This is a genomic window from Kosakonia beeri, assembly GCF_054165705.1.
Genome location: NZ_CM135106.1, coordinates 862514 through 888259, shown reverse-complemented (window position 1 = coordinate 888259; position 25746 = coordinate 862514). Strand labels below are relative to the sequence as shown.

Sequence of the window (25746 nt, the reverse complement as noted above, 5' to 3'; positions counted from 1 at the left end):
TCCCGTAATAAAACATCGTTTTAATGAAACGATAATTGCTCCACCCGGGATGATTATTCGCAGAAAGGCCGCAAGGAAGATTTGGGTAATAAGTAAAGGGAATTAAGGGGATCATATGGTTTCAGTCAACAGAGGCTTCATCGTTCACGGTAAGAACATTGGGCTACATGGGGATAAAACGTCTACAGGGGCTGAATGTTATGCAAGCCGGAGCGGATTTACCGTTATGGGGAGACTAAAACTCTGCATTGGCGATAAAACGTCTCCCTGCCCAAAATGCGGGAAAGTGGGTGTGATTGTCACCGGAGATCACCGACAAACAAACGGCGAAGCTGTGGCAGTAGAGGGATCTGTCATCCACTGCGATTGTCCGAGTGGTTCAAATTTCCTTATCGCGCCTGGCACCGTTGAGGTTAATCCCCCTTCCGGGGCTAGAGCGCCTGTAGAGCCAGTGCAGCACGCACAGGCAGCGAAGAAGCAAAACAGCTTTGCTGACACCTGCAAGCCAGAAGATAACCATTTATTGAACGGCGTTTACATCTGGACTGAAACCAAAAGGGCAGGTCATGCTTTTGTTTCGGTGCATGAGAATAACCATGTCTACCTTTATACCTATGGGCGCTATGGTAGAACGAATCCAGGAGGGTTTACGGGTGATGGCATTCTTAACTTCCTGCAAGAGGAAGACGCAAGGGTATACTATCGGTCTGAACTGTATGAAATGGGTGCTCGTGTCTTCCGCATAGATGACGCAGATCCGGTGAGAATACGAAAATTTTTCGAAGTGCTATGGAACAACGCAAGGCCAGCTATCCAAACGGAAAAAATGCATGAAACAACAAGAAGAAGAGGCCGTACCATTGATGAATATGATGTTACTGGGAGCAATTGCACTACACATTCAGTAGCAGGTATCAAATTTGCTGGCTCGACGGTTTTCGAACACGGGTATACATCATTAACGACGCAGCTACCTATCGAAGCCGAAGAAGACTTCACCGTTCCTGTATCTCTGCAAAAATACCTCATCGCAAAGGGTAGCAACATGTCCTCAATGCTTGTCATTGAGATGACGAGCAAGTTCCAGGAGCAATACCCTAATTCAGGCAATTTGCGACCAATCCAGGAAACTTACGGGGGTGTCGTTCAGCATGTTGCAGCGGAAGGTGCAGCCACTGGAGATTCATTATCTCCTTATTCCGGCGGTACTGTGGGCGGAGTATTAGGTGGATCTTATGACAATGACGAGTAGAACCAAAACCATCCTCAGATGGTGTGGAATTGGCACTGTATCGCTTTGCTACTATATTGCGCTGGCACTATCGTCTTTCTCTTTTTCCGCATTCAGCGAAAATGAAAGCATGCTTTTCTCAGGTCCAATTCCATTAAAAGAGTACCAGGCATCAATAGACTCGCTCATGCAAGCAACGGATGGCGTTTTTAATGTCGCCCTCTTTGGTTTTACGATCTGCATCCCTCTAATCTTAATAATTTTTAAAAAGGTAAGGTGATGCTAAGACGTTGTGGATCAGGTGGGTGAGTATCGCACTAATGTGCATTGCCTATTACGTTATAGTGCTTTACTTCGATCTTGTCTTCGCTGTTAACTTTTCAGAGACTGTCAGCGAGGGGGGATTTAACCCCCTCCCAGCTGACCGTGTTTCTCTTGAAGCTTTAGGTTATAAAAAAGTTAACCGTCTGATAAATAGAATTTTTATTGATGGTACAATTATTCCCTGATGAAAAATTAATGCATAATTTTGAACAAGCTCACAACTTATCCTTCCTGCCTGGAAATTAATAAAGGTTCATCAAACCCGTTCTGATTAATCTCCCGTAATAAAACATCGTTTTAATGAAACGATAATTGCTCCATCCGGGATGATTATTCTCAGAAAGGCCGCAAGGAAGATTTGGGTAATAAGTAAAGGGAATTAAGGGGATCATATGGTTTCAGTCAACAGAGGCTTCATCGTTCACGGCAAGAACATTGGGCTACATGGCGATAAAACGTCTCCCTGCCCAAAATGCGGGAAAGTGGGTGTGATTGTCACCGGAGATCACCGACAAACAAACGGCGAAGCTGTGGCAGTAGAGGGGTCTGTCATCCACTGCGATTGTCCGGGTGGTTCAAATTTCCTTATCGCGCCTGGCACCGTTGAGGTTAATCCCCCTTCCGGAGCTAGAGCGCCTGTAGAGCCAGTGCAGCACGCACAGGCAGCGAAGAAGCAAAACAGCTTTGCTGACACCTGCAAGCCAGAAGATAACCATTTATTGAACGGCGTTTACATCTGGACTGAAACCAAAGGGGCTGGTCATGCTTTTGTTTCGGTGCATGAGAATAACCATGTCTACCTTTATACCTATGGGCGCTATGGTAGAACGAATCCAGGAGGGTTTACGGGTGATGGGATTTTAAACTTTCTGCAAGGTGAAGATGCGAGAGCTTACTATAGAGCCGAACGATACCGGATGGGTGCAAGAGTATTCCGTATAGATGACGCTGACCCGAAGAAAACGAGACAATTCTTTGAAGACCGATGGAGCAAGGGTGAACCAGCGATTCAAACGTCGGAGATGAATGAAACAACAAAGCGAAGAGGCCATACAATCGATGAGTACGACGTAACAGGGAAGAACTGTACCACTTATTCTGTTGAAGGGATCAAGTTTGCTGGTTCAAGAGTATTCGAACACAATTACACATCGACCACGACGCAGATTCCTATCGAATCCGAAGAAGATTTCACGATCCCTGTCTCATTGCTGCGTTATCTTTAGTCAAAAAGCTCAAACTTCTCATCTATGGCAGTTATTGAAATGACGGGCGAGTTTAAAAAAGTGTATCCCAATAAGGACAACTTATCGCACTTCCAGAAATCGCCAAAAGGTAAAATTCAGCATATTGCAGCGGGAGCCGCCGCTACTGGAGATTCATTATCTCCTTATTCCGGCGGTACTGTGGGCGGAGTATTAGGTGGATCTTATGACAATGACGAGTAGAACCAAAACCATCCTCAGATGGTGTGGAATGGGTATTGTCACCCTGGGCTACTTCCTCGGGCTGTTCATCGCCTCACAAGCATTCTCGATTTTCTTTGAAAATCAGCTCCTCGTGTCAAACCCTGTTCCATTAAAAGAGTATTACCAGGCTGTTGATTCACTTGCTGAAGCTACAAATGGTGTTTTTGATGCGGCGGTTTACGGTTTTGTGATCAGTGTACCTCTCATTCTACTTATTTTTAAAAAGGTGAGATGATTTGAAGGGCTGCTTAGGATGATAAATAGAACAAAATCTATCCTTCGATAGGGAGGCATTGTCTTAGTATTCGCCATCTACTCTATAGCCCTGATGATCCCAGCGCTTGATTTTGGACTAACCCGGCAATACAACGGCCCCCCTTCAACAGGTCAGATGGAAGCCCGTTTATGTGAAGCGATCAAAGATGACTCATCGCGTTCAGTGGATAACCTCTTGATCACTGCATTTGTCGGTAGCGCCATTTGTCTTGTTTTAGTCTTGCTCATCTTCAAGAAAGTGAGATGACCGCCAGCGCTTTGCTAAACGCCCTGTTCACCGTTCAACAAATCGCGGCAACTTTCAGGGTAAATAGCGGTACTTTGGTCACATTAACTTAGAGGTAATGCATTGATTTATAAGGATTTTAAAGGTCATGGAGCGGGCGAAGGGAATCGAACCCTCGTATAGAGCTTGGGAAGCTCTCGTTCTACCATTGAACTACGCCCGCTTTGAGGTGCGAGTGGCATTATAACCCCTTACCGCGACAGAGCAAGGTGTGATTGCGGATAACCGCTGGAGTTTTAAGCAGTTAATCTTTACGGCTTCCTTATGCGCCGGGATCGGCAATGAAGACCTCTCCGCTTCAGCCCGCGGCAAACAAAAGTCGCTCGCTGTCTTCCCCGTAAGTCTGCTCATTCTTTGCGTTTCCCAGGATAAATTGACAGAGATTAGGACAACCGCACCTGCCGCCTCGCCAGATAAGGAATAGCATATCTCCCGTCGTCACCATTTCTAAACCGGAGAGAACAATGAATATTAAGTCATTGTTTGTAGGATTTTTTCTGATGTCGGGTTTCGTCAATGTTGCATTAGCGGACAGTTGCCGGGAGAACATTTTTGGCGGTCAGGATTGCCGCTACGATAATGGAACGACGTCAACGAGTCGGGCTAATATTTTTGGGGGACAGGATGTTCAGTATAGCGACGGCAGATCATCGACCAGTCGCGCCAATATTTTTGGCGGTCAGGATGTGAAAAACAGCGATGGAAGTAGTTCGACCAGCCGCGCCAACATTTTTGATGGCCAGGACACCCAATACAGCAATGGCGAAAGTGCGAGCAGCCGAGCCAATATTTTTGGCGGGCAGGACACACGGTACAGCAATGGCCATTCATCAACCAGTCAGCAAAATATCTTCAACGGCCAGGATACGCGGAATTATTAATTCACCGTAATAACACGCTAACAGGCCGGACTGCGCCTGTTAGCATTGCACGTTAGCACTTCGGTACGCTGCCCTGCGGGGGCAAATAACGCAGCGGATCAATCGCTGTTGCCCGGTAGCGTAACTGGAAGTGAAGCCTGACTGAATCGGTATCGCTACTGCCCATAGTGGCAATCTTCTGCCCCGCTTTCACGTTTTGCCCGTTATTCACCAACAGTGTGTCGTTATGCGCGTACGCGGTGATGTAATCTTCGCTGTGTTTAATCATGATCAGGTTGCCATAACCGCGCAGCTGGTTGCCGACATACACGACTTTCCCGGCCCCGGCGGCATAAATCGGTTGCCCGCGCGCACCGGCGATATCAATACCTTTGTTGCCACCTTCAGAGGTGGAATAGGTCATGATCACTTTGCCGGTCGTTGGCCAGCGCCAGCAGCGCTGCCCCACTGGCGGCCAGGAAGACTGGGGCACGGCAGAAGAAGGCACAACTTTAGCGGTTTTACCGCCGCTTTTACCGGCAGAAGAGGCCGTTTTTGAGGCGCCTTTGATTTTAAGTTGCTGCCCAACCTCAATCGTGTAAGGCGGTGAAATGCCATTCAGGCTTGCCAGATCTTTAACGCTGGTGCCGGTGATCCGCGAAATACGGTACAGGGTATCACCCCGTTTCACCGTATAAACGGCACCGGAATAAGAAGATTTACTCCCGGCGCAGCCTGCCAGCAGCAAAGCGATTGCCAGGCAAATAAGCATGCGAAACGGGTTTATCGTCGGGCGTCCTGCGCGCAAAACAGATCCTCGAATGTGATAAAAGGCGACCTATGATAACAGCCACGACCGGGATGCCAACCCCTTACGATTGATGGCGTGGGATCGGGTATCCCTGGGCGATGATTTCCATAATTTCCGGCAGATAAGGCATGGCAGGCATCTTTACCAGCGCCGGATAAAACACCTGCGGCGAAGGGAAAACATCCACCACATGGCACTGCGTAAGTTTACTGGCGTTCACTTCCGAAGAGGGTAGCAGTGTTGCCGCTGCCAGGCCGGATTCCAGCCACTCAAGGATCACGCCTGGCTGAGTAATATGCATGATCACTTTCGGGTTAACCCCCGCCTTACGGAACAGATCGATTAGCATCTCATACGTGCCGCTGTCTTTAGCCCGGTGCAGCAGTACCAACGGAAATGCCGCCAGCGCCTGGTAGTCATAAGGACTGGACGGTACTTCCAGCAGGCACTGTTTACTGATCACCGCCACCAGCCGCACCGGATCAAAGGAGACATAATCAAAACCTTCACTGCGATAGGGCCGCTGGATCATCGCCAGATCGATAGTGCCTTCGTTCAACATGGTTTCTAAATGGCTGGAATCCGTTACCGAAATATTAATTTCCGCGTCGGGATGCCGTTTATAAAGCTCGAGCAGCAACGGCTTAAAATAGGATTGAAAGAGATGGGTCAAACCGAGTCGCAACTGGAATTTTTCTTTATTAGCAATAGCAACCGTTTCACGTGCGGTATCTTCAACATGACGTAATATTTCACACGCTTTACGGTAAAGAAAATAACCGGCGTCAGTAGGTTCAATACGATTTCCCTGCCGTGTAAACAGCGAAACCTGTAACTCTTCTTCCAGTTCCTGGATGCGTTTACTGAGCGGAGGCTGCGCCATATTCAACACTTTCGCCGCCTGACTTACCGATCCCTGCTCCACCACACGGCAAAAATAACGCAATCTTTTCAGATCCATACAACTTTTCTCCGCCATATCTGAATGCTCAGTATCCCACTTAGCGTGGAAAAGGAAAAGCCCGCTATTTTAATCAATTCACCAACGTTAAATTAACAATTATATAAAGAGTACTTTTTTGATCTGGTCTGAGTCAGGAAAACGGTATTTGTTTAATTGGTGACGTAAAAATAAGGTACTCGCAGTTAGTAAATTCCCATCTATCAATGGAAAAGACCATGTCAAATAGTAAAAATAATAATGTCAGCGGCGTTTCCGATTTACGCTCTGCACTTGAGTTATTAAAAACGCTACCCGGCGAATATGTTGAAACGGACACCGAAGTGGATCCGCACGCGGAGCTTTCCGGGGTGTACCGTTACGTAGGTGCTGGCGGCACCTGCCAGCGCCCGACACGCAAAAATGGCCCGGTAATGGTGTTCAATAAAATAAAAGGTTTTCAGGACATCAGTGTTGCCATCGGCCTGAACGGCTCGCGCAAACGCGTCAGCCACTTCCTGAACTGCGAACCCGAAAAACTCGGCCATCTGCTGAAAGACTCGGTACAAAACCCGATTCCTCCGGTACTGACCAAAGACCACGCGGTCTGCCAGCAGGTGGTGCATCTCGCCAGTGATGCAAACTTCGATCTGCGCACGCTGTTGCCTGCGCCTACCAACACCGAAGAAGACGCCGGTCCGTATATCACCATGGGCCTCTGCTATGCCTCTGATCCTGAAACGCATGAATCTGATATCACCATTCACCGCCTCTGTGTACAGAGCCGCGATGAACTCTCAATGTGGTTAACACCGGGCCGCCATATTGATGCTTTCCGCATGAAAGCGGAAGCTGCCGGCAAGCCGCTGCCGATCTCTATCAGTATCGGCGTTGACCCGGCGATTGAAATTGCCGCCTGCTTTGAGCCACCCACAACGCCGCTGGGTTACGACGAACTGAGCGTTGCTGGCGCGTTGCGCGGCCACGCTGTTGAAATGGTGCAGTGCAAGACCATCAATGAACGAGCTATTGCACATGCTGAAATTGTCATTGAGGGCGAATTGCTCCCGCATGCGCGCCTGCGTGAAGATCAGAACACCGATACCGGCAAAGCGATGCCTGAGTTTCCGGGCTATACCGGCGAAGCGAAAGATGCGCTGCCTATTATCAAAGTCAAAGCCGTGACGCATCGCTATAACCCGATCTGGCGCACCACTGTCGGCCCAGGTGAAGAGCATGTGAACATGGCGGGCATCCCGACTGAAGCCAGCATTCTTGATATGGTTGGCCGCGCCATGCCAGGCAAACTGCTCAACGTATTTGCTCACTCTGCTGGCGGCGGCAAGCTGCTGGCCGTTATGCAATTCAAGAAATTCTCTCCGGCAGATGAAGGCCGTCAGCGCCAGGCCGCGCTGCTGGCGTTCTCAGCCTTCCCGGAACTGAAACACGTCATTCTGGTTGACGAAGACGTGGATATTTTTGACAGCGACGACGTGCTGTGGGCAATGCAGACACGCTATCAGGGCGATGTGGATACCGTCACTATCCCCGGCGTGCGTTGCCATCCGCTTGATCCTTCACAGATTCCGGCCTACAGCCCAAGCATTTTGCAGCAGGGAATGTCCTGCAAGACCATTTTTGACTGCACCGTACCGTTCCATCTGAAGAGCCACTTTGAACGTTCGAAGTTTAAAGAGGTTGATGTGAAACGTTTCTTGCCAGATTTCGAATAAGGAGAAGGGTGTGACCACGACACCACGTATCATCGTCGGCATTAGCGGCGCTTCCGGTTTTCAGTATGGCGTAAAAGCCCTTGAACTTTTACGTGCCCAGGAGATTGAAGTCCATTTGGTTATTTCGAAAGGGGCGGAAAAAACCTGTGAGCTGGAAACCGATTACCGGCTTGATGAGGTGATGGCACTTGCGGATGTGGTCCACCCCATCGGCAATCTTGGAGCCTCCATCTCCAGCGGATCGTTTAAGACCATGGGCATGCTTGTCGCGCCCTGTTCCATGCGTTCTCTGGGATCCATCGCAAACTGCCTGACGGATAACCTGCTAACCCGAGCCGCCGACGTGGTGCTCAAAGAGCGCCGCCGTCTGGTGCTGCTGGCGCGCGAAACGCCACTTAATCTCGGGCATATTCGCAACATGCAGGCAGTGACGGAAATGGGCGGGATAATTTTCCCGCCGGTGCCGGCGCTCTATCAGCGCCCGCAAACCACAGATGAGATCATTACCCATAGCGTCAGCCGCGCGCTGGACCTGTTCGGTATTGATGTGAAAAACCTCCCACGCTGGGGCGAGGGTCACCTTGCTTATAACGCGTAAAAACGCAGGAAATATTATGTTAATCGGTCCTTATGTGAACGGCGCCGCGGTGATCGTTGGCGGTCTTATGGGTTCACTGGTTGGCACCCGCATCCCCGATCGGGTCAAAGTGGCGCTGCCACTGACGTTTGGTCTGTGCTCTGTGGGTCTGGGCATCAACCTGGTGATTAAAGTTAAATTCATGCCCGCAGTGGTACTGGCAATGGTACTGGGGGCAGTGATTGGCGAAGCGTTCTTCTTTGAAAAACAGATTGGAAGAGCGGCCGGCACCACCCGGGGTTTGATCAACCGGATTTTTCCGCCGGTACAGGGGCTAACCCACGATGAATTTACGGAAAAATTCGTTGCCATTCTGGTGCTGTTTTGCGCCAGTGGCACCGGTATCTTCGGTGCGATGCATGAAGGCATGACCGGCGATCCGTCGATTCTGTATATCAAAACGGTGCTGGATCTGTTCACGGCGGCGATCTTCGCTACCATGCTTGGCTTCTCTGTGATGACCATCGGTCTGCCGCTGATTATTGTGCAGGTCGCGCTGGCAACGTTGGCGGTGTATATCGTGCACATGATTACCCCGGACATGATGGGTGATTTCTCCTGCGCTGGCGGTCTTATTATGGTGGCGACCGGGCTGCGGATTTGTAATATCAAGCCCTTTCCGGTGGCAAATATGTTGCCCGGTCTGCTCCTGGTGATGCCGTTTTCCGCTCTGTGGGCAAAACTGTTTGCCTGATAGTCAGGTATAATAGGGTTCGCACGGTGGCGCTACGCTTACCAGCCCTGTCGGGAGCCCTCCCACAGGCTGGATAAACGCAGCGCCATTCGGCGTTCTACGTTCTGGAGTCGTTATGGGTATACAAGAGCACGTCATTTTGGTTAATGACCAGGGAGAGGTGACTGGCACTCAGGAGAAATATGCCGCGCACACTTCTCACACCCCACTGCATCTGGCTTTTTCCTGCTGGATCTTCAACCAGCAGGGACAGTTGCTGGTTACCCGCCGCGCGTTGAGTAAGAAAGCCTGGCCTGGGGTGTGGACCAACTCAGTTTGCGGCCACCCGCAACTGGGCGAATCTAACGAAGAGGCGATTATCCGCCGTTGCCGGTTCGAGATTGGCGCCAGCGTCGATAACATCACGCCAGTCCATGCGGATTTTCGATATTGCGAAACCGATCCTTCCGGGATCGTGGAAAACGAGGTATGCCCGGTCTATGCCGCGCGGATAAGCAGCGGGATCGCCCCCAACCGTGATGAGGTAATGGCGTATCAATGGGTCGGGCTGGAATCTGTGCTGCATGCACTGGATGCCACGCCGTGGGCCTTCAGCCCATGGATGGTTAGCGAAGCCGCACCGGATCAAGGCCGGGATAACCTGCGTCAATTCGCCTGCGAATTACAGCGATAAAAAAGCCCCAACGCGGTGAACGTCGGGGCTTTACCGGTTACGGTGTGATTATTTTGTCGGACGCATTGCCGGGAACAGGATCACGTCGCGAATGGTATGGCGGTTAGTGAACAGCATGACCATACGGTCGATACCAATCCCCAGCCCCGCAGTCGGCGGCAGACCGTGCTCCAGCGCCGTCACGTAATCTTCGTCGAAGAACATGGCTTCGTCGTCGCCCGCATCTTTCGCAGCGACCTGATCAGCAAAACGCTGCGCCTGATCTTCCGCGTCATTCAACTCGCTAAAGCCATTACCGATTTCACGGCCGCCAATAAAGAATTCAAAGCGGTCAGTGATTTCCGGGTTCTCGTCATTACGGCGCGCCAGCGGTGAAACTTCCGCCGGGTATTCGGTAATAAAGGTCGGCTGGATCAGGTGCGCTTCTGCGACTTCTTCGAAGATCTCCGTCACGATACGGCCCAGACCCCAGCTTTTCTCCACCTTAATACCGATGCTGTCCGCAATCGCTTTTGCGCTGTCGAAATTATCGAGATCCGCCATATTCGTTTCCGGACGGTATTTCTTGATCGCTTCGCGCATGGTCAGTTTTTCAAACGGCTTACCGAAGTCGAAAACCTGATCATCGTACGGGACTTCCGTTTTGCCGAGGATATCCTGCGCCAGGGTGCGGAACAGCGACTCGGTCAGTTCGATCAAATCTTTGTAATCCGCATAAGCCATATAGAGTTCCATCATGGTGAACTCAGGGTTATGACGAACGGAAATGCCTTCGTTACGGAAGTTACGGTTGATTTCGAACACGCGCTCAAAGCCGCCAACCACCAGGCGCTTGAGGTACAGTTCCGGCGCGATACGCAGGTACATGTCCAGATCCAGCGCGTTATGATGAGTGATAAACGGACGCGCAGATGCGCCGCCTGGGATCACCTGCATCATCGGGGTTTCTACTTCCATAAAGCCGCGACCGACCATGAACTGACGAATACCAGCCATGATTTGCGAACGAATTTTGAAAGTATTGCGGGATTCATCATTAGCGATGAGATCCAGATAGCGCTGACGATAACGCGCTTCCTGATCCTGCAACCCGTGGAATTTATCCGGCAGCGGACGCAATGCTTTGGTCAGCAGACGCAGTTCGGTGCAGTGGATAGAGAGTTCGCCAGTCTTGGTTTTGAACAGCTTGCCACGGGCGCCGAGGATGTCACCGAGGTCCCATTTCTTGAACTGCTCGTTATAAACGCCTTCTGCCAGGTCATCGCGCGACACATACAGCTGAATACGGCCACCAACGTCCTGCAAGGTGACGAAAGAAGCCTTACCCATAACGCGGCGCGTCATCATACGACCGGCTACCGCAACTTCAATGCCCAGCGCTTCCAGCTCTTCGTTCTCTTTGGCATCAAATTCAGCGTGCAGCTTGTCAGAGGTCTGGTCGCGACGGAAGTCGTTCGGAAACGGCACGCCCTGCTCGCGCAGTTGCGCCAGCTTCTCACGGCGGTTTTTCAGTTCATTATTAAGTTCAACTGCCGCGTCAGCGCCCTGTGCTTGTTGTTCAGACATGTTGGTTCCTCATAACCCTGCTTTCAAACTTGCTTCGATGAATTGATCCAGGCTGCCGTCCAGCACCGCCTGCGTGTTGCGGGTTTCAACCCCGGTGCGCAGATCTTTGATGCGGGAATCATCCAGGACATAAGAACGGATCTGGCTACCCCAGCCGATATCAGACTTGTTGTCTTCCATAGCCTGCTTCTCAGCATTTTTCTTTTGCATTTCCAGCTCATAAAGCTTTGCTTTCATCTGCTTCATGGCCTGGTCTTTGTTTTTATGCTGGGAACGGTCGTTCTGGCATTGCGTCACCAACCCGGTCGGAATATGGGTGATACGCACCGCAGATTCCGTACGGTTAACGTGCTGACCACCCGCGCCGGATGCGCGGTATACGTCGATACGCAGGTCCGCCGGATTAATTTCAATATCAATGTCGTCTTTCACTTCCGGGTAAACAAACGCGGAACTGAACGAGGTGTGACGACGGCCGCCGGAATCGAACGGGCTCTTACGCACCAGACGATGCACACCGGTTTCGGTACGCAACCAGCCGTAGGCATAATCGCCAATGATCTTGATGGTCACGGATTTAATACCGGCCACCTCACCTTCGGACTCTTCAATCACTTCGGTCTTGAAGCCGCGCGCTTCAGCCCAGCGCAGGTACATGCGCAGCAGCATGCTCGCCCAATCCTGCGCTTCGGTGCCGCCGGAACCCGCCTGAATATCCAGATAGCAGTCCGCGCTGTCGTACTCGCCGGAGAACATACGGCGGAATTCCAGCTGCGACAGCTTCTCTTCCAGCCCATCCAGCTCGGCTACGGCTTCGTTAAAGGTTTCTTCATCATCGGCTTCAACCGCCAGATCCAGCAGGCCGGCAACATCTTCCAGGCCCTGGCTCATCTGATCCAGTGTGTCGACAATGGCTTCGAGCGAAGAACGCTCTTTGCCCAGCGCCTGCGCGCGCTCAGGCTCATTCCATACGTCCGGCTGTTCCAGCTCGGCGTTTACTTCTTCCAGACGCTCTTTCTTGGCGTCATAGTCAAAGATACCCCCTAAGAACGTCGGAGCGCTCCGTGAGGTCCTGAATGCGATTTTTTACCGGGTTAATTTCAAACATGGTCTGATTTCTTTTAATGGACTTGTCAAAATGCGGTGATAAGGGCGGAAGTTTACCGGATCCACGCCCCTTTTTGTAGCGAATACTGGCGCTAAATTGGCCAGAGGTTTTCGATAATTAACTGCACGCTGCGATTACCGCGAAACTCATTTACATCAAGTTTATAAGCAATATTCACCTGCCTTACGCCGTTATCCGGCCAGCAGGCGGTATCAACATTAAAAGCGATACCATCCAGTAACGGGCCGCCGCCTACTGGTTCGAGCATGACTTTCAGGTGACGCTCGCCCACCAGCCGCTGTTGTAACAGCCGAAACTCGCCATCAAACACCGGTTCAGGGAACATTTGCCCCCAGGGGCCAGCTTCACGTAGCATCTCAGCGATTTCCAGCGTCATCTCCTGCGCCGTCAGCGGCCCGTCGGAGACGATCTCACCCTGCAATAACGCCGGATCCAGCCACTCGGTGACCAGCTCGCCAAAGCGTTGCTGAAACTCGCCGAACCGCGCCTCTTCCAGCGTCAATCCCGCTGCCATAGCATGGCCGCCAAACTTGAGCATCATCCCTGGGTAGAGTGTGTCGAGTCGCTCCAGCGCATCGCGCATATGCAGCCCCTGGACAGAACGACCGGAGCCTTTCAATACCCCCTCACCCGCAGGCGCGAAGGCGATCACAGGCCGATGAAAACGCTCTTTGATCCGTGAAGCGAGGATCCCCACCACGCCCTGATGCCACTCAGGATGGTACATTGCAAGCCCACCCGGTAACGCCGTCGTGCTGCGTTCGAGTTTCTCGCACAGCGTCAGCGCTTCGGCCTGCATGCCCTGCTCAATCTCTTTACGCGTCTGGTTCAGGGCATCCAGTTCATTCGCCAGTTGGCGCGCTTCGCCAAGGTTCTCGCAGAGCAACAATGCGACGCCGACAGACATATCATCCAGGCGTCCCGCCGCATTAAGGCGTGGCCCTAAAGCAAAACCCAGATCGCTGGCCGCCAGTTTCTGTGCATCCCGATTCGCCACCTCGAGCAAGGCTTTGATACCTGGGCGGCAACGCCCGGCGCGAATGCGGCTCAGCCCTTGCCAGGTCAGGATGCGGTTATTGGCATCTAACGGTACGACGTCCGCCACCGTTCCAAGCGCCACCAGATCGAGCAGCTCCGCAAGATTTGGCATCGCCAGCCCACGGGCATCAAACCAGCCGTTATCACGCAGAAAGCTGCGTAACGCCAGCATCACGTAAAACGCGACGCCAACCCCCGCCAGCGATTTCGACGGGAATGTACAGTCACGCAAGTTCGGGTTAACGATCGCTTCGGCTTCCGGCAGGGTGTCGCCTGGCAGGTGATGATCGGTCACCACCACCGGAATGCCCAGCGCATGCGCCCGCTCAACACCTGCATGAGAAGAAATACCGTTATCGACGGTCAGAATAAGCTGCGCGCCACGCGCATGGGCCTGATCGACCACCTCCGGGCTAAGCCCGTAACCATCGTCAAAACGGTTTGGCACCAGGTAGCTGACATTGTCGCCCCCCAGTGAACGCAGCGCCAGCACGCTTAATGCCGTACTGGTGGCACCATCGGCGTCAAAGTCACCAACAACGATAATGCGCAACCCTTCACGCAGCGCGTCGTACAGGTGTTTAACGGCATCTTCAATACCATTCAACTGCTGCCAGGGCAGCATGCCTTTCACACTGCGCTCCAGTTCCTGGTCACTGCGCACGCCGCGGCTGGCATAAAGCCGACGCAGTAAAGGCGGCATCGAATCTGCCAGTTCCACCGCGTCATTAACCACGCGGCGGCGAAGTTGTATCTGAGCTTTCACGCGTATTACTTACCGCCCGTGGCTTTTTGATGTTGATCGAGGAAGGCTTTCATTTCAGCAGGTGCCTGATAACCCGGCACGACATACCCATCATTCAGTACAATCGCCGGGGTGCCATTCACGCCAAACTGCACGCCAAGCGCATAGTGGTTAGCAATGTCAATATCACAACTGGCTGGCTTAACGCTTTTGCCGTTCATCGCGTCAGTAAAGGCCTGGTTACGATCTTTTGAACACCAGATTGATTTCATCTCTTTTTCAGCGTCGCTTGCCACGCCCTGACGGGGGAAAGCGAGGTAACGCACGGTAATACCCAGCGCGTTATAGTCGGCCATTTCGCTGTGCAGCTTCTGGCAGTAGCCACAGGTGATATCAGTGAATACCGTGATCACGTGTTTTTCCTGCGGGGCTTTATACACAATCATCTCTTTGGTCAGCGCGTTGAGGTGCGGCATTAGCATCTGCGAGGTGACGTTAACCGGTTGAGCGCCGCTGACATCGTACATGGGTCCCTGGATAATATGTTTGCCATCCTCAGTGACATACAACACGCCGCTACTGGTCAATACCGCTTTCATTCCAGCGACGGGAGCGGGCAGGACTTCTGTACTCTGAACACCCAGTTTCGCCAGCGACTGTTTGATCGCCGCGTCATCAGCATGTGCAGCACCCGTGAATGCCGCAGCCAACAGGGTGAACATCATTAAACCGTTTTTCATAACACATCCTTAGATTGTCAGCTCTCACGCCCGCGGGTGATGCTGTTGATGAAGCTTACGCAGCCGCTCGGTAGCCACATGCGTATAAATTTGCGTTGTTGAAAGATCCTGATGCCCCAGCAGCATTTGCACCACGCGCAGATCCGCGCCGTGGTTAAGCAAATGCGTAGCAAACGCGTGCCGTAAGACGTGCGGAGACAGCTTCTCGCTATCGATTCCCGCCAGCGTCGCATAATGTTTAATGCGATGCCAGAATGTCTGACGCGTCATCTGCTGAGCACGCTGGCTCGGAAACAGTACATCTATTGATGCGCCGTTAAGCAGCCACGGACGACCATATTCAAGATAATGCTCAACCCAGTAAACCGCCTCTTCACCCAGTGGCACCAGGCGTTCTTTATTGCCTTTACCAATAACCCGCAGCACACCCTGACGCAGGCTGATATCGCTCATGGTCAGTCCCACCAGTTCCGTAACACGAAGCCCGGTGGCGTATAAGACCTCAAGCATCGCTTTATCGCGTAACTCCAGCGGTTGGTCAACCGTTGGCGCGTGTAAAAGCCTGCCGACCTGCGCTTCGCTTAAGTCTTTTGGCAGGCGCTGCGGTAGCTTCGGTGAGGCCAGCAACGCGCTGGGATCGTCGCTGCGTATTTTTTCACGGTACAGATACTGAAAAAAACGCCGAACTGCACTTAACAACCGCGCAGAACTGGTCGCTTTGTAGCCGCCGTCTACACGCTCGGCCAGCAACGCTTGCAGATCGTCGCTTTGCGCCCGCTCAAGACTGCTCTCGCGATGATGCAGCCACTCCACCACGCTTTTCAGATCGCGTCGGTAAGCGCTAAGGGTATTGTCCGCCAGGTTGTTTTCAAGCCACAACGCATCAAGAAATTGTTCAATACGTGCGAGATCCTGTTCCATCTAAGCGCCTCTTTCTCTCCATCGCTGCATTATGCCTGATTGCCAAACGATTCTGGTACACTGCTCGCAAAGAGACATCAAGCATTGAGAAGTTTACGTTATGAATATTGGTCTGTTTTACGGTTCCAGCACCTGCTATACCGAAATGGCGGCTGAAAAAATCCGCGATATTATCGGGCCGGAACTGGTGACGCTGCACAACCTGAAAGACGACGCGCCCTCTCTGATGGAGCAATATGACGCGCTGATCCTCGGTATACCAACCTGGGATTTTGGCGAATTGCAGGAAGACTGGGAAGCCATCTGGGACCAGCTCGACACCCTCAATCTCGACGGAAAAATCATCGCACTGTACGGCATGGGCGATCAGCTTGGCTACGGTGAATGGTTCCTCGACGCGCTCGGCATGCTGCACGACAAACTGGCGCCTCGCGGCGCAACGTTTATCGGTTACTGGCCAACTGAAGGTTACGAATTTACCAGTAAGAAGCCCGTCATCGCCGATGGCCAGTTGTTCGTTGGCCTGGCGCTGGATGAAACCAATCAGTACGATCTGAGTGATGCGCGCATTCAGGCCTGGTGTGAACAAATCCTGATGGAAATGGCGGAACGCCTGGCCTGAGGCCAGCCCGGACTTTCGCTTAATGCAACCCCTGCGCCGGTTTCTGAGAAAGCACCCGGCGCAAATCCCGCCACTCTCGTGCATCCATGCTGTCTGCCGCTAACCACAAGTGCTGGCGTCTGCCGTCCTCTTCACGCCGCAAACGCAGCATCATTCCGCTGCGTAACATCCAGGGCGTACCGACAATGCTCCACTCCTCACCTTGCCAGCGCAGGCGAGCGTCCACCAACAGTTTGATCTCACCGTGGCAGGTATTAATGCGCCGCTGACTACGTACGCAGTCAAAAACCACCAGTGAAAGCAGCAATAACCACAGCGGGGTGTAGCTCAATGGCCATGGCATCAGCAATATCAGTGCCGCCACTAAGCCGTGGAGCAGTAAAGAGAGCCATTGCGCGCGCCAGGAGACGCGTAAATCAGATTGCCACAGGACCACGTTCCCGATTCCGCGTTTGAATTAACAGCACCATTCTTTGCAACTCCGCATCCTGGGGTTTGCCATGATTCATCAGCCAGTTGAATAAGTCTGGATCGTCGCTCTCCAGCAAACGCACAAACAGATGTTTGTCGTCATCGCTGAGCGTGTCGTACTCATGTTCGAAAAAAGGCATGATAGAGATATCGAGCTCGCGCATTCCACGGCGGCACGCCCAGTGGATACGCGCTTTGTTATTAATATCCATGTTCTTCTCCCTGCGTAGGCATGATTCGCCTATTGTAACGTGTTTTTATGCTTTCTTTTGCGGAATATTTGGCCTTCCGGTGCTGCTCGCGAAATAAATCGCATGCAGTGCAAAAATTTCATTCCTCTGCGTAATGCCTCGCAAGAGCAGGACAATGGCACAAAACGCATGCTTTAACGCTTGCAATGAACAATGGCTCTTTTACCATTAAGTACCCACACAGCGTTAAGCTAATCAGGACATTATTATGGCTTTTACTCCATTTCCGCCGCGTCAGCCGACCGCCTCTGCACGTCTGCCGCTGACGCTTATGACGCTCGATGACTGGGCGCTGGCAACCATTACTGGCGCAGACAGCGAGAAATACCTGCAAGGCCAGGTGACAGCCGATGTCGCAAATATGCTCCCTGAACAGCACCTGCTGGCAGCGCATTGCGATTCTAAAGGTAAAATGTGGAGCAATATGCGTTTGTTCCACTATCAGGACGGTTTTGCCTGGATCCTACGCCGAAGCGTACGTGACGCGCAGCTTACCGAATTGAAAAAATACGCTGTGTTCTCGAAAGTCACTATTGCCCCCGACAATGAACATGTGCTGCTCGGGGTTGCCGGTTTTCAGGCACGCGCAGCGCTGGCCGCACTGTTCCCTGCCCTGCCAGATGCGGAAAAACAGGTCGTGCAGAACGGCACGACTACACTGCTGTGGTTTGCGCACCCTGCCGAGCGTTTTCTGCTGGTCACCGATGAAGCAACCGCCACAGAAGTAGCAACGAAACTGGGTGGCGAAGCGCAGCTCAACAACAGCCAGCAGTGGCTGGCGCTGAATATCGAAGCCGGTTTGCCTGTGATCGATACCCCGAACAGTGCGCAATTTATCCCGCAGGCCACTAACCTTCAGGCGCTCGGCGGCATCAGTTTCAAGAAAGGTTGCTACACCGGGCAGGAAATGGTGGCGCGGGCAAAATTCCGTGGCGCAAACAAACGTGCGCTCTGGTACCTGGCTGGTAACGCCAGCCGCGTTCCCGAGGCGGGTGAAGATCTGGAGCTGCAAATGGGGCAGAACTGGCGTCGTACCGGTACTGTGCTGGCCGCTGTGCAACTGGATGACGGGCGTGTACTGGTACAGGTTGTGATGAACAATGATATGGAGCCAGGCAGTGTTTTCCGCGTTCGCGATGATGCCAACACCTTAAGTATTGAACCACTGCCCTACTCGTTAGAAGAGTAAGCGAAATCATCAAGCCGGGGGCTGGCGCCATTCCCCCGGCTACAGCGTTTAAACCCGTCCGACGTATAGATAAATCGCCAGAAAATGGCACACGCTGCCACCCAGTACAAAGCCGTGCCAAATGGCATGGTTATAAGGGATGCGCTTGCAGACATAGAAAATCACGCCAAGCGAATAAACCAGGCCGCCGACGGCAAGCAGCGTCACCCCCCCCACAGACAAGCGTGTGGCAAGCTGATAAATCACAATCAGCGACAACCAGCCCATTGTCAGATAGGTGATCAGCGACAGCACTTTAAAGCGATGCGCAATCGTCAGTTTAAACAGAATGCCCAGCAGCGCCAGGCTCCAGATGACAATCATTAACCCGCGAGCCAGCGGCGAATCCAGGCCGACCAGCAGAAATGGCGTATAGGTTCCGGCAATCAATAGATAAATTGCGCAGTGATCAAATTTCTTCAGCCACACCTTCGCCCGTTGATGCGGGATGGCATGGTAGAGGGTGGAGGCAAGGAACAGTAAAATCATGCTGCCCCCGTACAGGCTGTAACTGGTAATGGCCATTACGCTTGCATTACTGTCCACCGCCTGCACCAGCAGCAATACCAGGCCTACAATACCGAACACCAGCCCGACACCGTGGCTGATGCTGTTGGCAATTTCCTCTGCCAGTGTGTATCCCTGTGCGATTAATGGTTTCTGAACCATGGCTAACTCCGGGAGAACGCTTTAAAACATTGCCATTATAGAGTAACTGAGAATGATTTCAGTGCACACCTGTAAGCTAAAATAAATATCGCGTATGAATGTGTAATGACAAAAGTCATATCTGGTGAATATAAAAATCGGGGAAACCATGCCGGAGTTATGGCAGCATGTGCGCACACAAAGGCCCGCCATGCCTGAAACGGGCTATGTTAACAGCAAGCAAAGGACACCGCCGTGACGATGTTTACTCACTCCGCCGTCGCCAGCCTCAATAATCTGGAGATGATGGTTTATAACTTTGTTGTCAAAAATCGTGACAAAGTGATGTACATGACGATTCGGGAACTGGCCGACGCGGCGGGCGTCTCCACCACTACCGTGCTGCGCTTTTGTCGCAAGCTCAACTGCGAAGGTTACTCTGAGTTTCGCGTGCGTTTCAAATTATATCTGGAGCAAAACGAACCTCTTCAGACTAATTTCGGTGCCAGTGAAATCATCAGCTTTTTTAAAAGTGTCAATAACGATGATTTTGATAAATTACTCGATGATGCCGTAGAGATCATATTAGCTTCGGAGCGCATTATATTTGTGGGCGCAGGGACATCAGGCTCGCTGGCAAAATATGGCGCACGCTTCTTTTCTAATATCGGAAAATTCAGTAACCATATCGACGATCCTTATTTTCCGGTAACAAATGATATGGCAAAAAATGCGCTGGCAATTGTGCTTTCTGTCTCCGGCGAGACGGAAGAGATCCTGCGCTTCGCAGGGCAATTCAGCCTGCATCACTGCAAAGTGCTCTCTATTACCAGTCATGAGCATTCCCGGCTGGCAAAACTCGCTGATTTTAACCTCTCCTGGCATGTTCCGCCTACGCGCATGAACGGGGGTTACGATATTACAACGCAAATTCCGGTTATTTATATTCTTGAATCATTGGGCCGAAAACTGGCGAAGAAAATAGCATAAAAAAAACAGGGTGTTTTTTCTGTGTAACAAATTACTCTGGCAGCAATTTGTTATATCGTGACATTTAATTGCCCTTTGTTAGACTCGTTATTAGCCAATATGACGAGAACAGTAATGATGAAAAAATTAACCTTACCAAAAGACTTTTTATGGGGCGGCGCCGTTGCCGCCCACCAGGTTGAAGGTGGCTGGAATAAAGGCGGCAAAGGCCCCAGCATCTGCGATGTACTGACCGGCGGCGCGCATGGCGTACCGCGCGAAATCACTCAAGACGTTGTCGCAGGCAAATACTACCCGAACCACGAGGCTATTGACTTCCACGGGCACTACAAAGAAGACATCAAACTGTTCGCGGAAATGGGCTTCAAATGCTTTCGTACCTCCATTGCCTGGACACGCATTTTTCCAAAGGGTGATGAACAGCAGCCAAATGAAGAAGGGCTGAAATTCTACGACGATATGTTCGATGAACTGTTGAAATACAACATCGAGCCGGTAATCACCCTTTCTCACTTTGAAATGCCACTGCATCTGGTGCAGGAATACGGCGGCTGGACGAACCGTAACGTGGTCGATTTCTTTGTTCGCTTCGCGGAAGTAGTTTTTGAGCGCTACAAAAACAAGGTCAAATACTGGATGACCTTTAACGAAATCAACAACCAGCGCAACTGGCGGGCACCGCTGTTCGGCTACTGCTGTTCAGGCGTGGTCTACACCGACCATGAAAACCCGGAAGAAACCATGTACCAGGTGCTACACCATCAGTTTGTGGCCAGCGCGATGGCAGTCAAAATCGGTCACCGTATCAATCCAGCCATGAAGATTGGTTGCATGCTGGCAATGGTGCCGCTGTATCCCTTTTCATGTAAGCCGGAAGATGTCATGTACGCGCAAGAATCGATGCGCGAACGCTATGTGTTTACCGACGTTCAATTGCGCGGTTACTACCCGTCTTATGTGCTCAATGAATGGGAGCGCCGTGGTTTCAACATCCAAATGGAAGCCGGCGATGAAGCGATACTGCGTGAAGGCTGCTGCGATTACCTTGGCTTCAGCTACTACATGACCAACGCGGTCAAAGCAGAAGGCGGCGTCGGTGATGCGCTCTCAGGTTTTCAGGGCAGTGTGCCCAACCCACATGTGAAGGCATCTGACTGGGGCTGGCAGATCGATCCGGTGGGCCTGCGTTATGCGCTGTGTGAACTCTACGAGCGTTATCAGAAACCGCTGTTTATCGTGGAAAACGGCTTTGGCGCTTACGATAAGGTCGAAGAAGATGGCAGCATCAACGATGATTACCGTATCGATTATCTGCGCGCGCACGTTAAAGAGATGGTGGAAGCCGTCACTTACGACGGTGTGGATCTGATGGGGTATACGCCGTGGGGCTGCATCGACTGCGTCTCCTTCACCACCGGTCAGTACAGCAAGCGGTACGGTTTTATCTACGTTAATAAACATGATGACGGCACAGGCGATATGTCGCGTTCACGGAAAAAAAGCTTTAACTGGTATAAAGAAGTGATCGCCAGCAATGGCGAAAACCTGTGATGTGTTGACTTCCTGATCAGGGCCCTTTGCCTTATCCAGCCCCGGTTAACGCCGGGCTGGATAAGAGTAACGCCATTCACTCAGCGGCCGCCCGCCAGGTCGAGGAAGCTGCCTGTAACATAAGAAGCTTTCTCGCTCAGCAACCAGGCGATGGCTTGCGCCACCTCTTCCGGCTGCCCACCACGCTGCATAGGTATTGCAGGGCTGACACGATCAACTCGTCCTGGCTCTCCACCGCTGGCATGCATGTCGGTGTAAATAAACCCCGGGCGAACACAGTTAACGCGGATCCCGCATGCTGCGACTTCCAGCGACAACCCGGTTGTCAGCGTATCGACAGCGCCTTTTGAAGCGGCATAGTCAACATACTCGCCGGGTGAACCCGTGCGCGAAGCCGCAGAAGAAACATTGACGATAGCACCGCCTTGCCCGCCGCCCTGAGGTGACATGCGTTTGACTGCCTCGCGGCAGCAGAGAAAATACCCGGTTACGTTCGTGGTAAGCACCTGGTTAATACGCTCCGCGGAGAGGTTTTCCAGCCGACACTGCGGGAATAAAATCCCGGCATTATTTACCAGCGCCGTCAGCGGTTCCGCAGCCTGGTCAATACGGGAAAACAAGGCTTCCACCTGTTTTTCATCGCTTATATCCGCCTGCACGGCAAAAGCTTTACCGCCCTGCGCGACGATGTCTGCCACCACGTCCCCAGCCGCCTGGGCGTTATGGTGGTAATTTACCGCCACGGTATAGCCTTCCTGCGCCAGCAGTTGCGCGGTCGCCCGGCCAATTCCCCGACTCCCGCCGGTCACTAATGCAATCGCCATCTTGTTCTCCACCATTAAAAAAGGGCGCCGAAGCGCCCTTAAAAGATAGTCTAATCAGTTAATTACTGATACTCGCTCATGGGTACGCAGGAGCAGAACAGATTACGGTCGCCATAGACATCATCCAGACGTTTAACCGTCGGCCAGTATTTGTTTGCCAAGCCCGCCGGGAAAACGGCCATCTCGCGGGTATAACCGTGGTTCCATTCTGCTACCAGCTCATTCTGTGTATGCGGCGCGTTAACCAACGGGTTATCTTCCAGCGGCCATTCACCCTGTTTCACACGATCGATCTCAGCGCGGATCGCCAGCATCGCGTCAATAAAGCGATCCAGTTCCACTTTGCTTTCAGACTCGGTAGGTTCCACCATCAGCGTGCCCGCGACCGGGAATGACATTGTCGGCGCATGAAAACCGTAGTCGATCAGGCGCTTGGCAATGTCCAGCTCACTAATACCGGTCTCTTCTTTCAGCGGGCGAATGTCAAGAATGCATTCATGCGCGACCCGGCCATCACGGCCGGTATAAAGCACCGGGAAAGCCTCTTTCAGACGGCTGGCAATATAGTTGGCATTGAGGATCGCTACCTGACTGGCCTGCTTCAGCCCTTCGGCGCCCATCATACGGATATACATCCAACTGATCGGCAGAATCGACGCGCTACCAAACGGTGCCGCAGATACTGCGCCCTGGCGGGTTAGCATTCCTTCAATCTGCACTACGCTGTGTCCAGGCACGAACGGTGCGAGATGCGCTTTCACGCCAATCGGTCCCATGCCCGGGCCGCCGCCGCCGTGTGGGATGCAGAACGTTTTATGCAGGTTGAGGTGCGAAACATCTGCGCCAATAAAGCCTGGTGAGGTAATGCCGACCTGCGCGTTCATGTTCGCGCCATCCAGGTAAACCTGGCCGCCGAACTGATGCACCACTTCGCACACTTCACGGATCGTCTCTTCATACACCCCATGAGTGGACGGATACGTCACCATAATGCAGGAGAGATTCTCTCCTGCCTGTGCAGCTTTCGCGCGCAGATCGGTCAGATCAATGTTGCCATTTTTATCGCAGGCTACCACTACCACCTGCATGCCCGCCATTTGCGCAGACGCCGGGTTGGTGCCGTGGGCAGAGCTGGGGATCAGGCAGATGTCACGATGACCTTCATTGCGGCTTTCGTGATAGTGGCGAATCGCCAGCAGCCCGGCGTATTCACCTTGCGCCCCAGAGTTCGGCTGCATACACAGTGCGTCATAGCCAGTCAGTTTCACCAGCCAGTCAGAAAGCTGGGCGATCATCTGATGGTAACCCTCTGCCTGTTCCGGCGGGCAGAACGGGTGCAGCTCAGCGAATTCCGGCCAGGTAATGGGGATCATTTCCGCAGCGGCGTTCAGTTTCATGGTGCAGGAACCCAGCGGGATCATCGCCTGGTTTAGCGCCAGGTCTTTACGCTCCAGCGAGTGCATATAACGCATCATCTCGGTTTCGCTGTGGTAGCGATTAAAGACCGGGTGCGTCAGGAAATCATCATCGCGCAACATGTTTTGCGCAATGGAGCGGCTGTCGAGCGCCACTTCTTTATCCAGGGCATCCACATCCAGCCCATGATTGTCGCCCAACAGTACGTTGAACAGTACCTGCACATCTTCGCGGGTTGTGGTTTCATCCAGCGTAATTCCCACGGCATGAAGAATGTCGCTGCGCAGGTTAATTTCCTGAGCTTCGGCACGCGCCAGGACAGCCGCCTTATCGGTCACTTCCACACACAGGGTATCGAAGTAGTGCGCATGGCGCAGTTTAAGTCCATTACGCTGTAAACCAGCGGCGAGAATATCGGTCAAACGGTGGATGCGCCCGGCAATACGTTTCAGGCCCGCCGGGCCGTGGAACACCGCATAGAGACTGGCGATATTGGCCAGTAACACCTGTGAAGTACAAATATTGGAGTTCGCTTTTTCACGGCGAATATGCTGTTCACGCGTTTGCATCGCCATACGCAGCGCGGTGTTGCCAGCAGCATCTTTCGACACGCCGATAATACGGCCAGGCATGGAGCGTTTAAATTCATCTTTTGCAGCAAAAAAAGCGGCATGCGGGCCGCCGTAACCCATCGGAACGCCGAAACGCTGTGCGGAGCCAAACACAATGTCAGCCCCTTGTTTACCCGGCGCGGTCAGGAGCACCAACGCCATCAGATCCGCGGCGACACTCACCACAATTTTGCGGGTTTTCAGTTCGTCGATAAGCGCGCTGTAAGCATGTACCTCACCGGTAGTGCCGACCTGCTGTAACAGCGCACCGAATACATCCTGGTGATCCAGCACTTTGCTTGCATCATCGACAATCACTTCAAAACCAAAGGTTTCGGCGCGGGTGCGCACCACATCCAATGTTTGCGGATGCACATCGGCGGCAACAAAGAAGCGGTTGGCGCTTTTCAATTTGCTGACGCGTTTTGCCATCGCCATCGCTTCGGCAGCGGCGGTGGCCTCATCCAGCAGTGAGGCGGAAGCGATATCCAGTCCGGTCAGATCCAGCGTGACTTGCTGGAAGTTAAGCAACGCTTCCAGACGTCCCTGCGAGACTTCGGGTTGATACGGGGTGTAAGCGGTGTACCAGCCCGGGTTTTCCAGCATATTACGCAGAATAACCGGCGGTAGCTGCACGGCGGTATAACCCATGCCGATATAAGACTTAAAGCGCTTGTTCAGGCCCGCCATCGCTTTCAGTTCAGCCAGCGCAGCGAATTCAGTGGTCGGTTCTCCAACCTGCGGTGGTGTCGCAAGCTGAATGTCTTTAGGCACGATCTGGCCGATCAATGCATTTAATGAATCCGCGCCAACTGTGTTCAGCATCTCCTGCTGTTGCGATGCGTCCGGGCCAATGTGCCTGCCGATAAATGCGGCGCGATTTTCAAGCTGACTTAACGTCTGGGTCATGAGCGAGAGTTCCTGAAACGTGCAGTGAATCGAGTTTGGAAATTATCGGAGTACGCTAAATCGTTCGCGTTGCAGGGAGGCGGCGACGCAACTCACCCCAGTAATCAACATCCGTAGTGACTGGAGCAAGTAAGGAAGCCAACGCGTTTGCA

25 protein-coding genes and 1 tRNA gene are annotated in these 25746 nt (G+C 52.4%); 13 read left to right on the top strand and 13 right to left on the bottom strand.

Annotated features, from left to right (window positions below; translation table 11 throughout):
- The first annotated feature begins 115 nt into the window (after positions 1 to 115).
- The 4 genes from ACUY4S_RS04440 to ACUY4S_RS04425 all read left to right on the top strand — a co-directional run bounded on the left by ACUY4S_RS04440 (position 116) and on the right by ACUY4S_RS04425 (position 3259).
- Complete coding sequence (locus tag ACUY4S_RS04440) at positions 116 to 1252, top strand: PAAR domain-containing protein (protein ID WP_458024251.1); 1137 nt, start codon at positions 116 to 118, stop codon at positions 1250 to 1252.
- 695 nt (positions 1253 to 1947) lie between these two features.
- The gene (locus tag ACUY4S_RS04435) at positions 1948 to 2781 is read left to right on the top strand and encodes a PAAR domain-containing protein (protein WP_458024250.1); all 834 of its coding nucleotides are present in this window, start codon (positions 1948 to 1950) and stop codon (positions 2779 to 2781) included.
- Between the two features lie 24 nt (positions 2782 to 2805).
- On the top strand, positions 2806 to 3003 hold the full coding sequence (locus tag ACUY4S_RS04430) for a hypothetical protein (RefSeq protein WP_458024249.1): 198 nt from the start codon (positions 2806 to 2808) through the stop codon (positions 3001 to 3003).
- Between the two features lie 28 nt (positions 3004 to 3031).
- Positions 3032 to 3259 (top strand): hypothetical protein, encoded by a 228-nt coding sequence (locus ACUY4S_RS04425; protein ID WP_312691656.1) that lies wholly within the window; start codon positions 3032 to 3034, stop codon positions 3257 to 3259.
- Between the two features lie 416 nt (positions 3260 to 3675).
- On the opposite strand, the gene ACUY4S_RS04420 is transcribed toward ACUY4S_RS04425, so the two are convergent.
- A tRNA-Gly gene (locus tag ACUY4S_RS04420) sits at positions 3676 to 3749 on the bottom strand.
- Positions 3750 to 4050: 301 nt separating this feature from the next.
- Here ACUY4S_RS04420 and ACUY4S_RS04415 point away from each other — a divergent pair.
- The gene (locus tag ACUY4S_RS04415; RefSeq protein WP_458023045.1) at positions 4051 to 4467 is read left to right on the top strand and encodes a hypothetical protein; all 417 of its coding nucleotides are present in this window, start codon (positions 4051 to 4053) and stop codon (positions 4465 to 4467) included.
- A 52-nt stretch (positions 4468 to 4519) separates the two neighbouring features.
- On the opposite strand, the gene actS is transcribed toward ACUY4S_RS04415, so the two are convergent.
- Both actS and ACUY4S_RS04405 read right to left on the bottom strand, forming a co-directional pair.
- Positions 4520 to 5218 (bottom strand): amidase activator ActS, encoded by a 699-nt coding sequence (gene actS, locus ACUY4S_RS04410; RefSeq protein WP_312691989.1) that lies wholly within the window; start codon positions 5216 to 5218, stop codon positions 4520 to 4522.
- Between the two features lie 100 nt (positions 5219 to 5318).
- The gene (locus ACUY4S_RS04405; RefSeq protein ID WP_312691846.1) at positions 5319 to 6218 is read right to left on the bottom strand and encodes a LysR family transcriptional regulator; all 900 of its coding nucleotides are present in this window, start codon (positions 6216 to 6218) and stop codon (positions 5319 to 5321) included.
- 218 nt (positions 6219 to 6436) lie between these two features.
- Between ACUY4S_RS04405 and ACUY4S_RS04400 the strand changes: the two genes are divergently transcribed.
- The 4 genes from ACUY4S_RS04400 (at position 6437) to idi (ending at position 9934) form a co-directional block, all read left to right on the top strand.
- Positions 6437 to 7930: a UbiD family decarboxylase gene (locus ACUY4S_RS04400; RefSeq protein WP_312691848.1), complete on the top strand. Its 1494-nt coding sequence runs from the start codon at positions 6437 to 6439 to the stop codon at positions 7928 to 7930.
- Between the two features lie 10 nt (positions 7931 to 7940).
- Entirely contained in the window at positions 7941 to 8528 is a 588-nt protein-coding gene (locus tag ACUY4S_RS04395; protein ID WP_312691850.1) for a UbiX family flavin prenyltransferase, read from the top strand.
- Between the two features lie 16 nt (positions 8529 to 8544).
- Positions 8545 to 9261, top strand: a complete 717-nt coding sequence (locus ACUY4S_RS04390) for a DUF554 domain-containing protein (RefSeq protein WP_458023044.1) — start codon at positions 8545 to 8547, stop codon at positions 9259 to 9261.
- Between the two features lie 115 nt (positions 9262 to 9376).
- Positions 9377 to 9934, top strand: coding sequence for an isopentenyl-diphosphate Delta-isomerase (gene idi / locus ACUY4S_RS04385; RefSeq protein ID WP_458023043.1), 558 nt, complete (start codon positions 9377 to 9379; stop codon positions 9932 to 9934).
- Positions 9935 to 9982: 48 nt separating this feature from the next.
- Here idi and lysS read toward each other — a convergent pair whose 3' ends face one another.
- The 5 genes from lysS to xerD all read right to left on the bottom strand — a co-directional run bounded on the left by lysS (position 9983) and on the right by xerD (position 16073).
- Positions 9983 to 11500: a lysine--tRNA ligase gene (gene lysS / locus ACUY4S_RS04380; RefSeq protein WP_312691856.1), complete on the bottom strand. Its 1518-nt coding sequence runs from the start codon at positions 11498 to 11500 to the stop codon at positions 9983 to 9985.
- A 9-nt stretch (positions 11501 to 11509) separates the two neighbouring features.
- A protein-coding gene (gene prfB / locus ACUY4S_RS04375) for a peptide chain release factor 2 (protein WP_312691858.1) occupies positions 11510 to 12608 on the bottom strand; the annotation gives its coding sequence in 2 pieces (ribosomal slippage) (positions 11510 to 12532 and positions 12534 to 12608; 1098 coding nt in all).
- A gap of 91 nt (positions 12609 to 12699) precedes the next feature.
- Positions 12700 to 14433, bottom strand: a complete 1734-nt coding sequence (recJ, locus tag ACUY4S_RS04370; protein ID WP_312691860.1) for a single-stranded-DNA-specific exonuclease RecJ — start codon at positions 14431 to 14433, stop codon at positions 12700 to 12702.
- 5 nt (positions 14434 to 14438) lie between these two features.
- Complete coding sequence (gene dsbC, locus ACUY4S_RS04365; protein WP_312691862.1) at positions 14439 to 15152, bottom strand: bifunctional protein-disulfide isomerase/oxidoreductase DsbC; 714 nt, start codon at positions 15150 to 15152, stop codon at positions 14439 to 14441.
- 24 nt (positions 15153 to 15176) lie between these two features.
- Positions 15177 to 16073: a site-specific tyrosine recombinase XerD gene (gene xerD, locus ACUY4S_RS04360; RefSeq protein WP_312691864.1), complete on the bottom strand. Its 897-nt coding sequence runs from the start codon at positions 16071 to 16073 to the stop codon at positions 15177 to 15179.
- A 100-nt stretch (positions 16074 to 16173) separates the two neighbouring features.
- Between xerD and fldB the strand changes: the two genes are divergently transcribed.
- A complete protein-coding gene (gene fldB, locus ACUY4S_RS04355) occupies positions 16174 to 16695 on the top strand; it encodes a flavodoxin FldB (RefSeq protein WP_312691866.1) in 522 nt (173 codons plus the stop codon).
- 19 nt (positions 16696 to 16714) lie between these two features.
- On the opposite strand, the gene ACUY4S_RS04350 is transcribed toward fldB, so the two are convergent.
- Both ACUY4S_RS04350 and sdhE read right to left on the bottom strand, forming a co-directional pair.
- Positions 16715 to 17131 (bottom strand): protein YgfX, encoded by a 417-nt coding sequence (locus tag ACUY4S_RS04350; protein ID WP_312691868.1) that lies wholly within the window; start codon positions 17129 to 17131, stop codon positions 16715 to 16717.
- Positions 17112 to 17378 carry an FAD assembly factor SdhE gene (gene sdhE, locus ACUY4S_RS04345; protein ID WP_312691870.1) on the bottom strand — a complete coding sequence of 89 codons (267 nt, stop codon included), beginning with the start codon at positions 17376 to 17378 and terminating at the stop codon, positions 17112 to 17114. Before sdhE ends, ACUY4S_RS04350 begins: the two co-directional genes overlap by 20 nt.
- A gap of 247 nt (positions 17379 to 17625) precedes the next feature.
- Here sdhE and ygfZ point away from each other — a divergent pair, with 247 nt between their 5' ends.
- Entirely contained in the window at positions 17626 to 18606 is a 981-nt protein-coding gene (gene ygfZ / locus ACUY4S_RS04340; protein ID WP_312691872.1) for a tRNA-modifying protein YgfZ, read from the top strand.
- Between the two features lie 48 nt (positions 18607 to 18654).
- Here the strand turns inward: ygfZ and trhA are convergent, their stop codons facing one another.
- Positions 18655 to 19314 carry a PAQR family membrane homeostasis protein TrhA gene (gene trhA / locus ACUY4S_RS04335; RefSeq protein ID WP_312691874.1) on the bottom strand — a complete coding sequence of 220 codons (660 nt, stop codon included), beginning with the start codon at positions 19312 to 19314 and terminating at the stop codon, positions 18655 to 18657.
- A gap of 240 nt (positions 19315 to 19554) precedes the next feature.
- Here trhA and ACUY4S_RS04330 point away from each other — a divergent pair, with 240 nt between their 5' ends.
- Complete coding sequence (locus ACUY4S_RS04330; protein WP_458023048.1) at positions 19555 to 20283, top strand: MurR/RpiR family transcriptional regulator; 729 nt, start codon at positions 19555 to 19557, stop codon at positions 20281 to 20283.
- A 117-nt stretch (positions 20284 to 20400) separates the two neighbouring features.
- Positions 20401 to 21834 (top strand): 6-phospho-beta-glucosidase, encoded by a 1434-nt coding sequence (locus ACUY4S_RS04325; protein ID WP_458023047.1) that lies wholly within the window; start codon positions 20401 to 20403, stop codon positions 21832 to 21834.
- Positions 21835 to 21914: 80 nt separating this feature from the next.
- Here the strand turns inward: ACUY4S_RS04325 and ACUY4S_RS04320 are convergent, their stop codons facing one another.
- Positions 21915 to 22658, bottom strand: coding sequence for an SDR family oxidoreductase (locus tag ACUY4S_RS04320; protein ID WP_458023042.1), 744 nt, complete (start codon positions 22656 to 22658; stop codon positions 21915 to 21917).
- Positions 22659 to 22720: 62 nt separating this feature from the next.
- On the bottom strand, positions 22721 to 25594 hold the full coding sequence (gcvP, locus tag ACUY4S_RS04315; RefSeq protein WP_458023041.1) for an aminomethyl-transferring glycine dehydrogenase: 2874 nt from the start codon (positions 25592 to 25594) through the stop codon (positions 22721 to 22723).
- Between the last annotated feature and the right edge of the window lie 152 nt (positions 25595 to 25746).

Excerpts from the sequence above, each read along its gene's own strand:
- ACUY4S_RS04440 (WP_458024251.1), top strand. The coding sequence starts at position 116 with ATGGTTTCAGTCAACAGAGGCTTCATCGTTCACGGTAAGAACATTGGG.
- ACUY4S_RS04435 (WP_458024250.1), top strand. The coding sequence starts at position 1,948 with ATGGTTTCAGTCAACAGAGGCTTCATCGTTCACGGCAAGAACATTGGG.
- ACUY4S_RS04430 (WP_458024249.1), top strand. The coding sequence starts at position 2,806 with ATGGCAGTTATTGAAATGACGGGCGAGTTTAAAAAAGTGTATCCCAAT.
- ACUY4S_RS04425 (WP_312691656.1), top strand. The coding sequence starts at position 3,032 with ATGGGTATTGTCACCCTGGGCTACTTCCTCGGGCTGTTCATCGCCTCA.
- ACUY4S_RS04415 (WP_458023045.1), top strand. The coding sequence starts at position 4,051 with ATGAATATTAAGTCATTGTTTGTAGGATTTTTTCTGATGTCGGGTTTC.
- actS (WP_312691989.1), bottom strand. The coding sequence starts at position 5,218 with ATGCTTATTTGCCTGGCAATCGCTTTGCTGCTGGCAGGCTGCGCCGGG.
- ACUY4S_RS04405 (WP_312691846.1), bottom strand. The coding sequence starts at position 6,218 with ATGGATCTGAAAAGATTGCGTTATTTTTGCCGTGTGGTGGAGCAGGGA.
- ACUY4S_RS04400 (WP_312691848.1), top strand. The coding sequence starts at position 6,437 with ATGTCAAATAGTAAAAATAATAATGTCAGCGGCGTTTCCGATTTACGC.
- ACUY4S_RS04390 (WP_458023044.1), top strand. The coding sequence starts at position 8,545 with ATGTTAATCGGTCCTTATGTGAACGGCGCCGCGGTGATCGTTGGCGGT.
- idi (WP_458023043.1), top strand. The coding sequence starts at position 9,377 with ATGGGTATACAAGAGCACGTCATTTTGGTTAATGACCAGGGAGAGGTG.
- lysS (WP_312691856.1), bottom strand. The coding sequence starts at position 11,500 with ATGTCTGAACAACAAGCACAGGGCGCTGACGCGGCAGTTGAACTTAAT.
- dsbC (WP_312691862.1), bottom strand. The coding sequence starts at position 15,152 with ATGAAAAACGGTTTAATGATGTTCACCCTGTTGGCTGCGGCATTCACG.
- xerD (WP_312691864.1), bottom strand. The coding sequence starts at position 16,073 with ATGGAACAGGATCTCGCACGTATTGAACAATTTCTTGATGCGTTGTGG.
- fldB (WP_312691866.1), top strand. The coding sequence starts at position 16,174 with ATGAATATTGGTCTGTTTTACGGTTCCAGCACCTGCTATACCGAAATG.
- sdhE (WP_312691870.1), bottom strand. The coding sequence starts at position 17,378 with ATGGATATTAATAACAAAGCGCGTATCCACTGGGCGTGCCGCCGTGGA.
- ygfZ (WP_312691872.1), top strand. The coding sequence starts at position 17,626 with ATGGCTTTTACTCCATTTCCGCCGCGTCAGCCGACCGCCTCTGCACGT.
- trhA (WP_312691874.1), bottom strand. The coding sequence starts at position 19,314 with ATGGTTCAGAAACCATTAATCGCACAGGGATACACACTGGCAGAGGAA.
- ACUY4S_RS04330 (WP_458023048.1), top strand. The coding sequence starts at position 19,555 with ATGTTTACTCACTCCGCCGTCGCCAGCCTCAATAATCTGGAGATGATG.
- ACUY4S_RS04325 (WP_458023047.1), top strand. The coding sequence starts at position 20,401 with ATGAAAAAATTAACCTTACCAAAAGACTTTTTATGGGGCGGCGCCGTT.
- ACUY4S_RS04320 (WP_458023042.1), bottom strand. The coding sequence starts at position 22,658 with ATGGCGATTGCATTAGTGACCGGCGGGAGTCGGGGAATTGGCCGGGCG.
- gcvP (WP_458023041.1), bottom strand. The coding sequence starts at position 25,594 with ATGACCCAGACGTTAAGTCAGCTTGAAAATCGCGCCGCATTTATCGGC.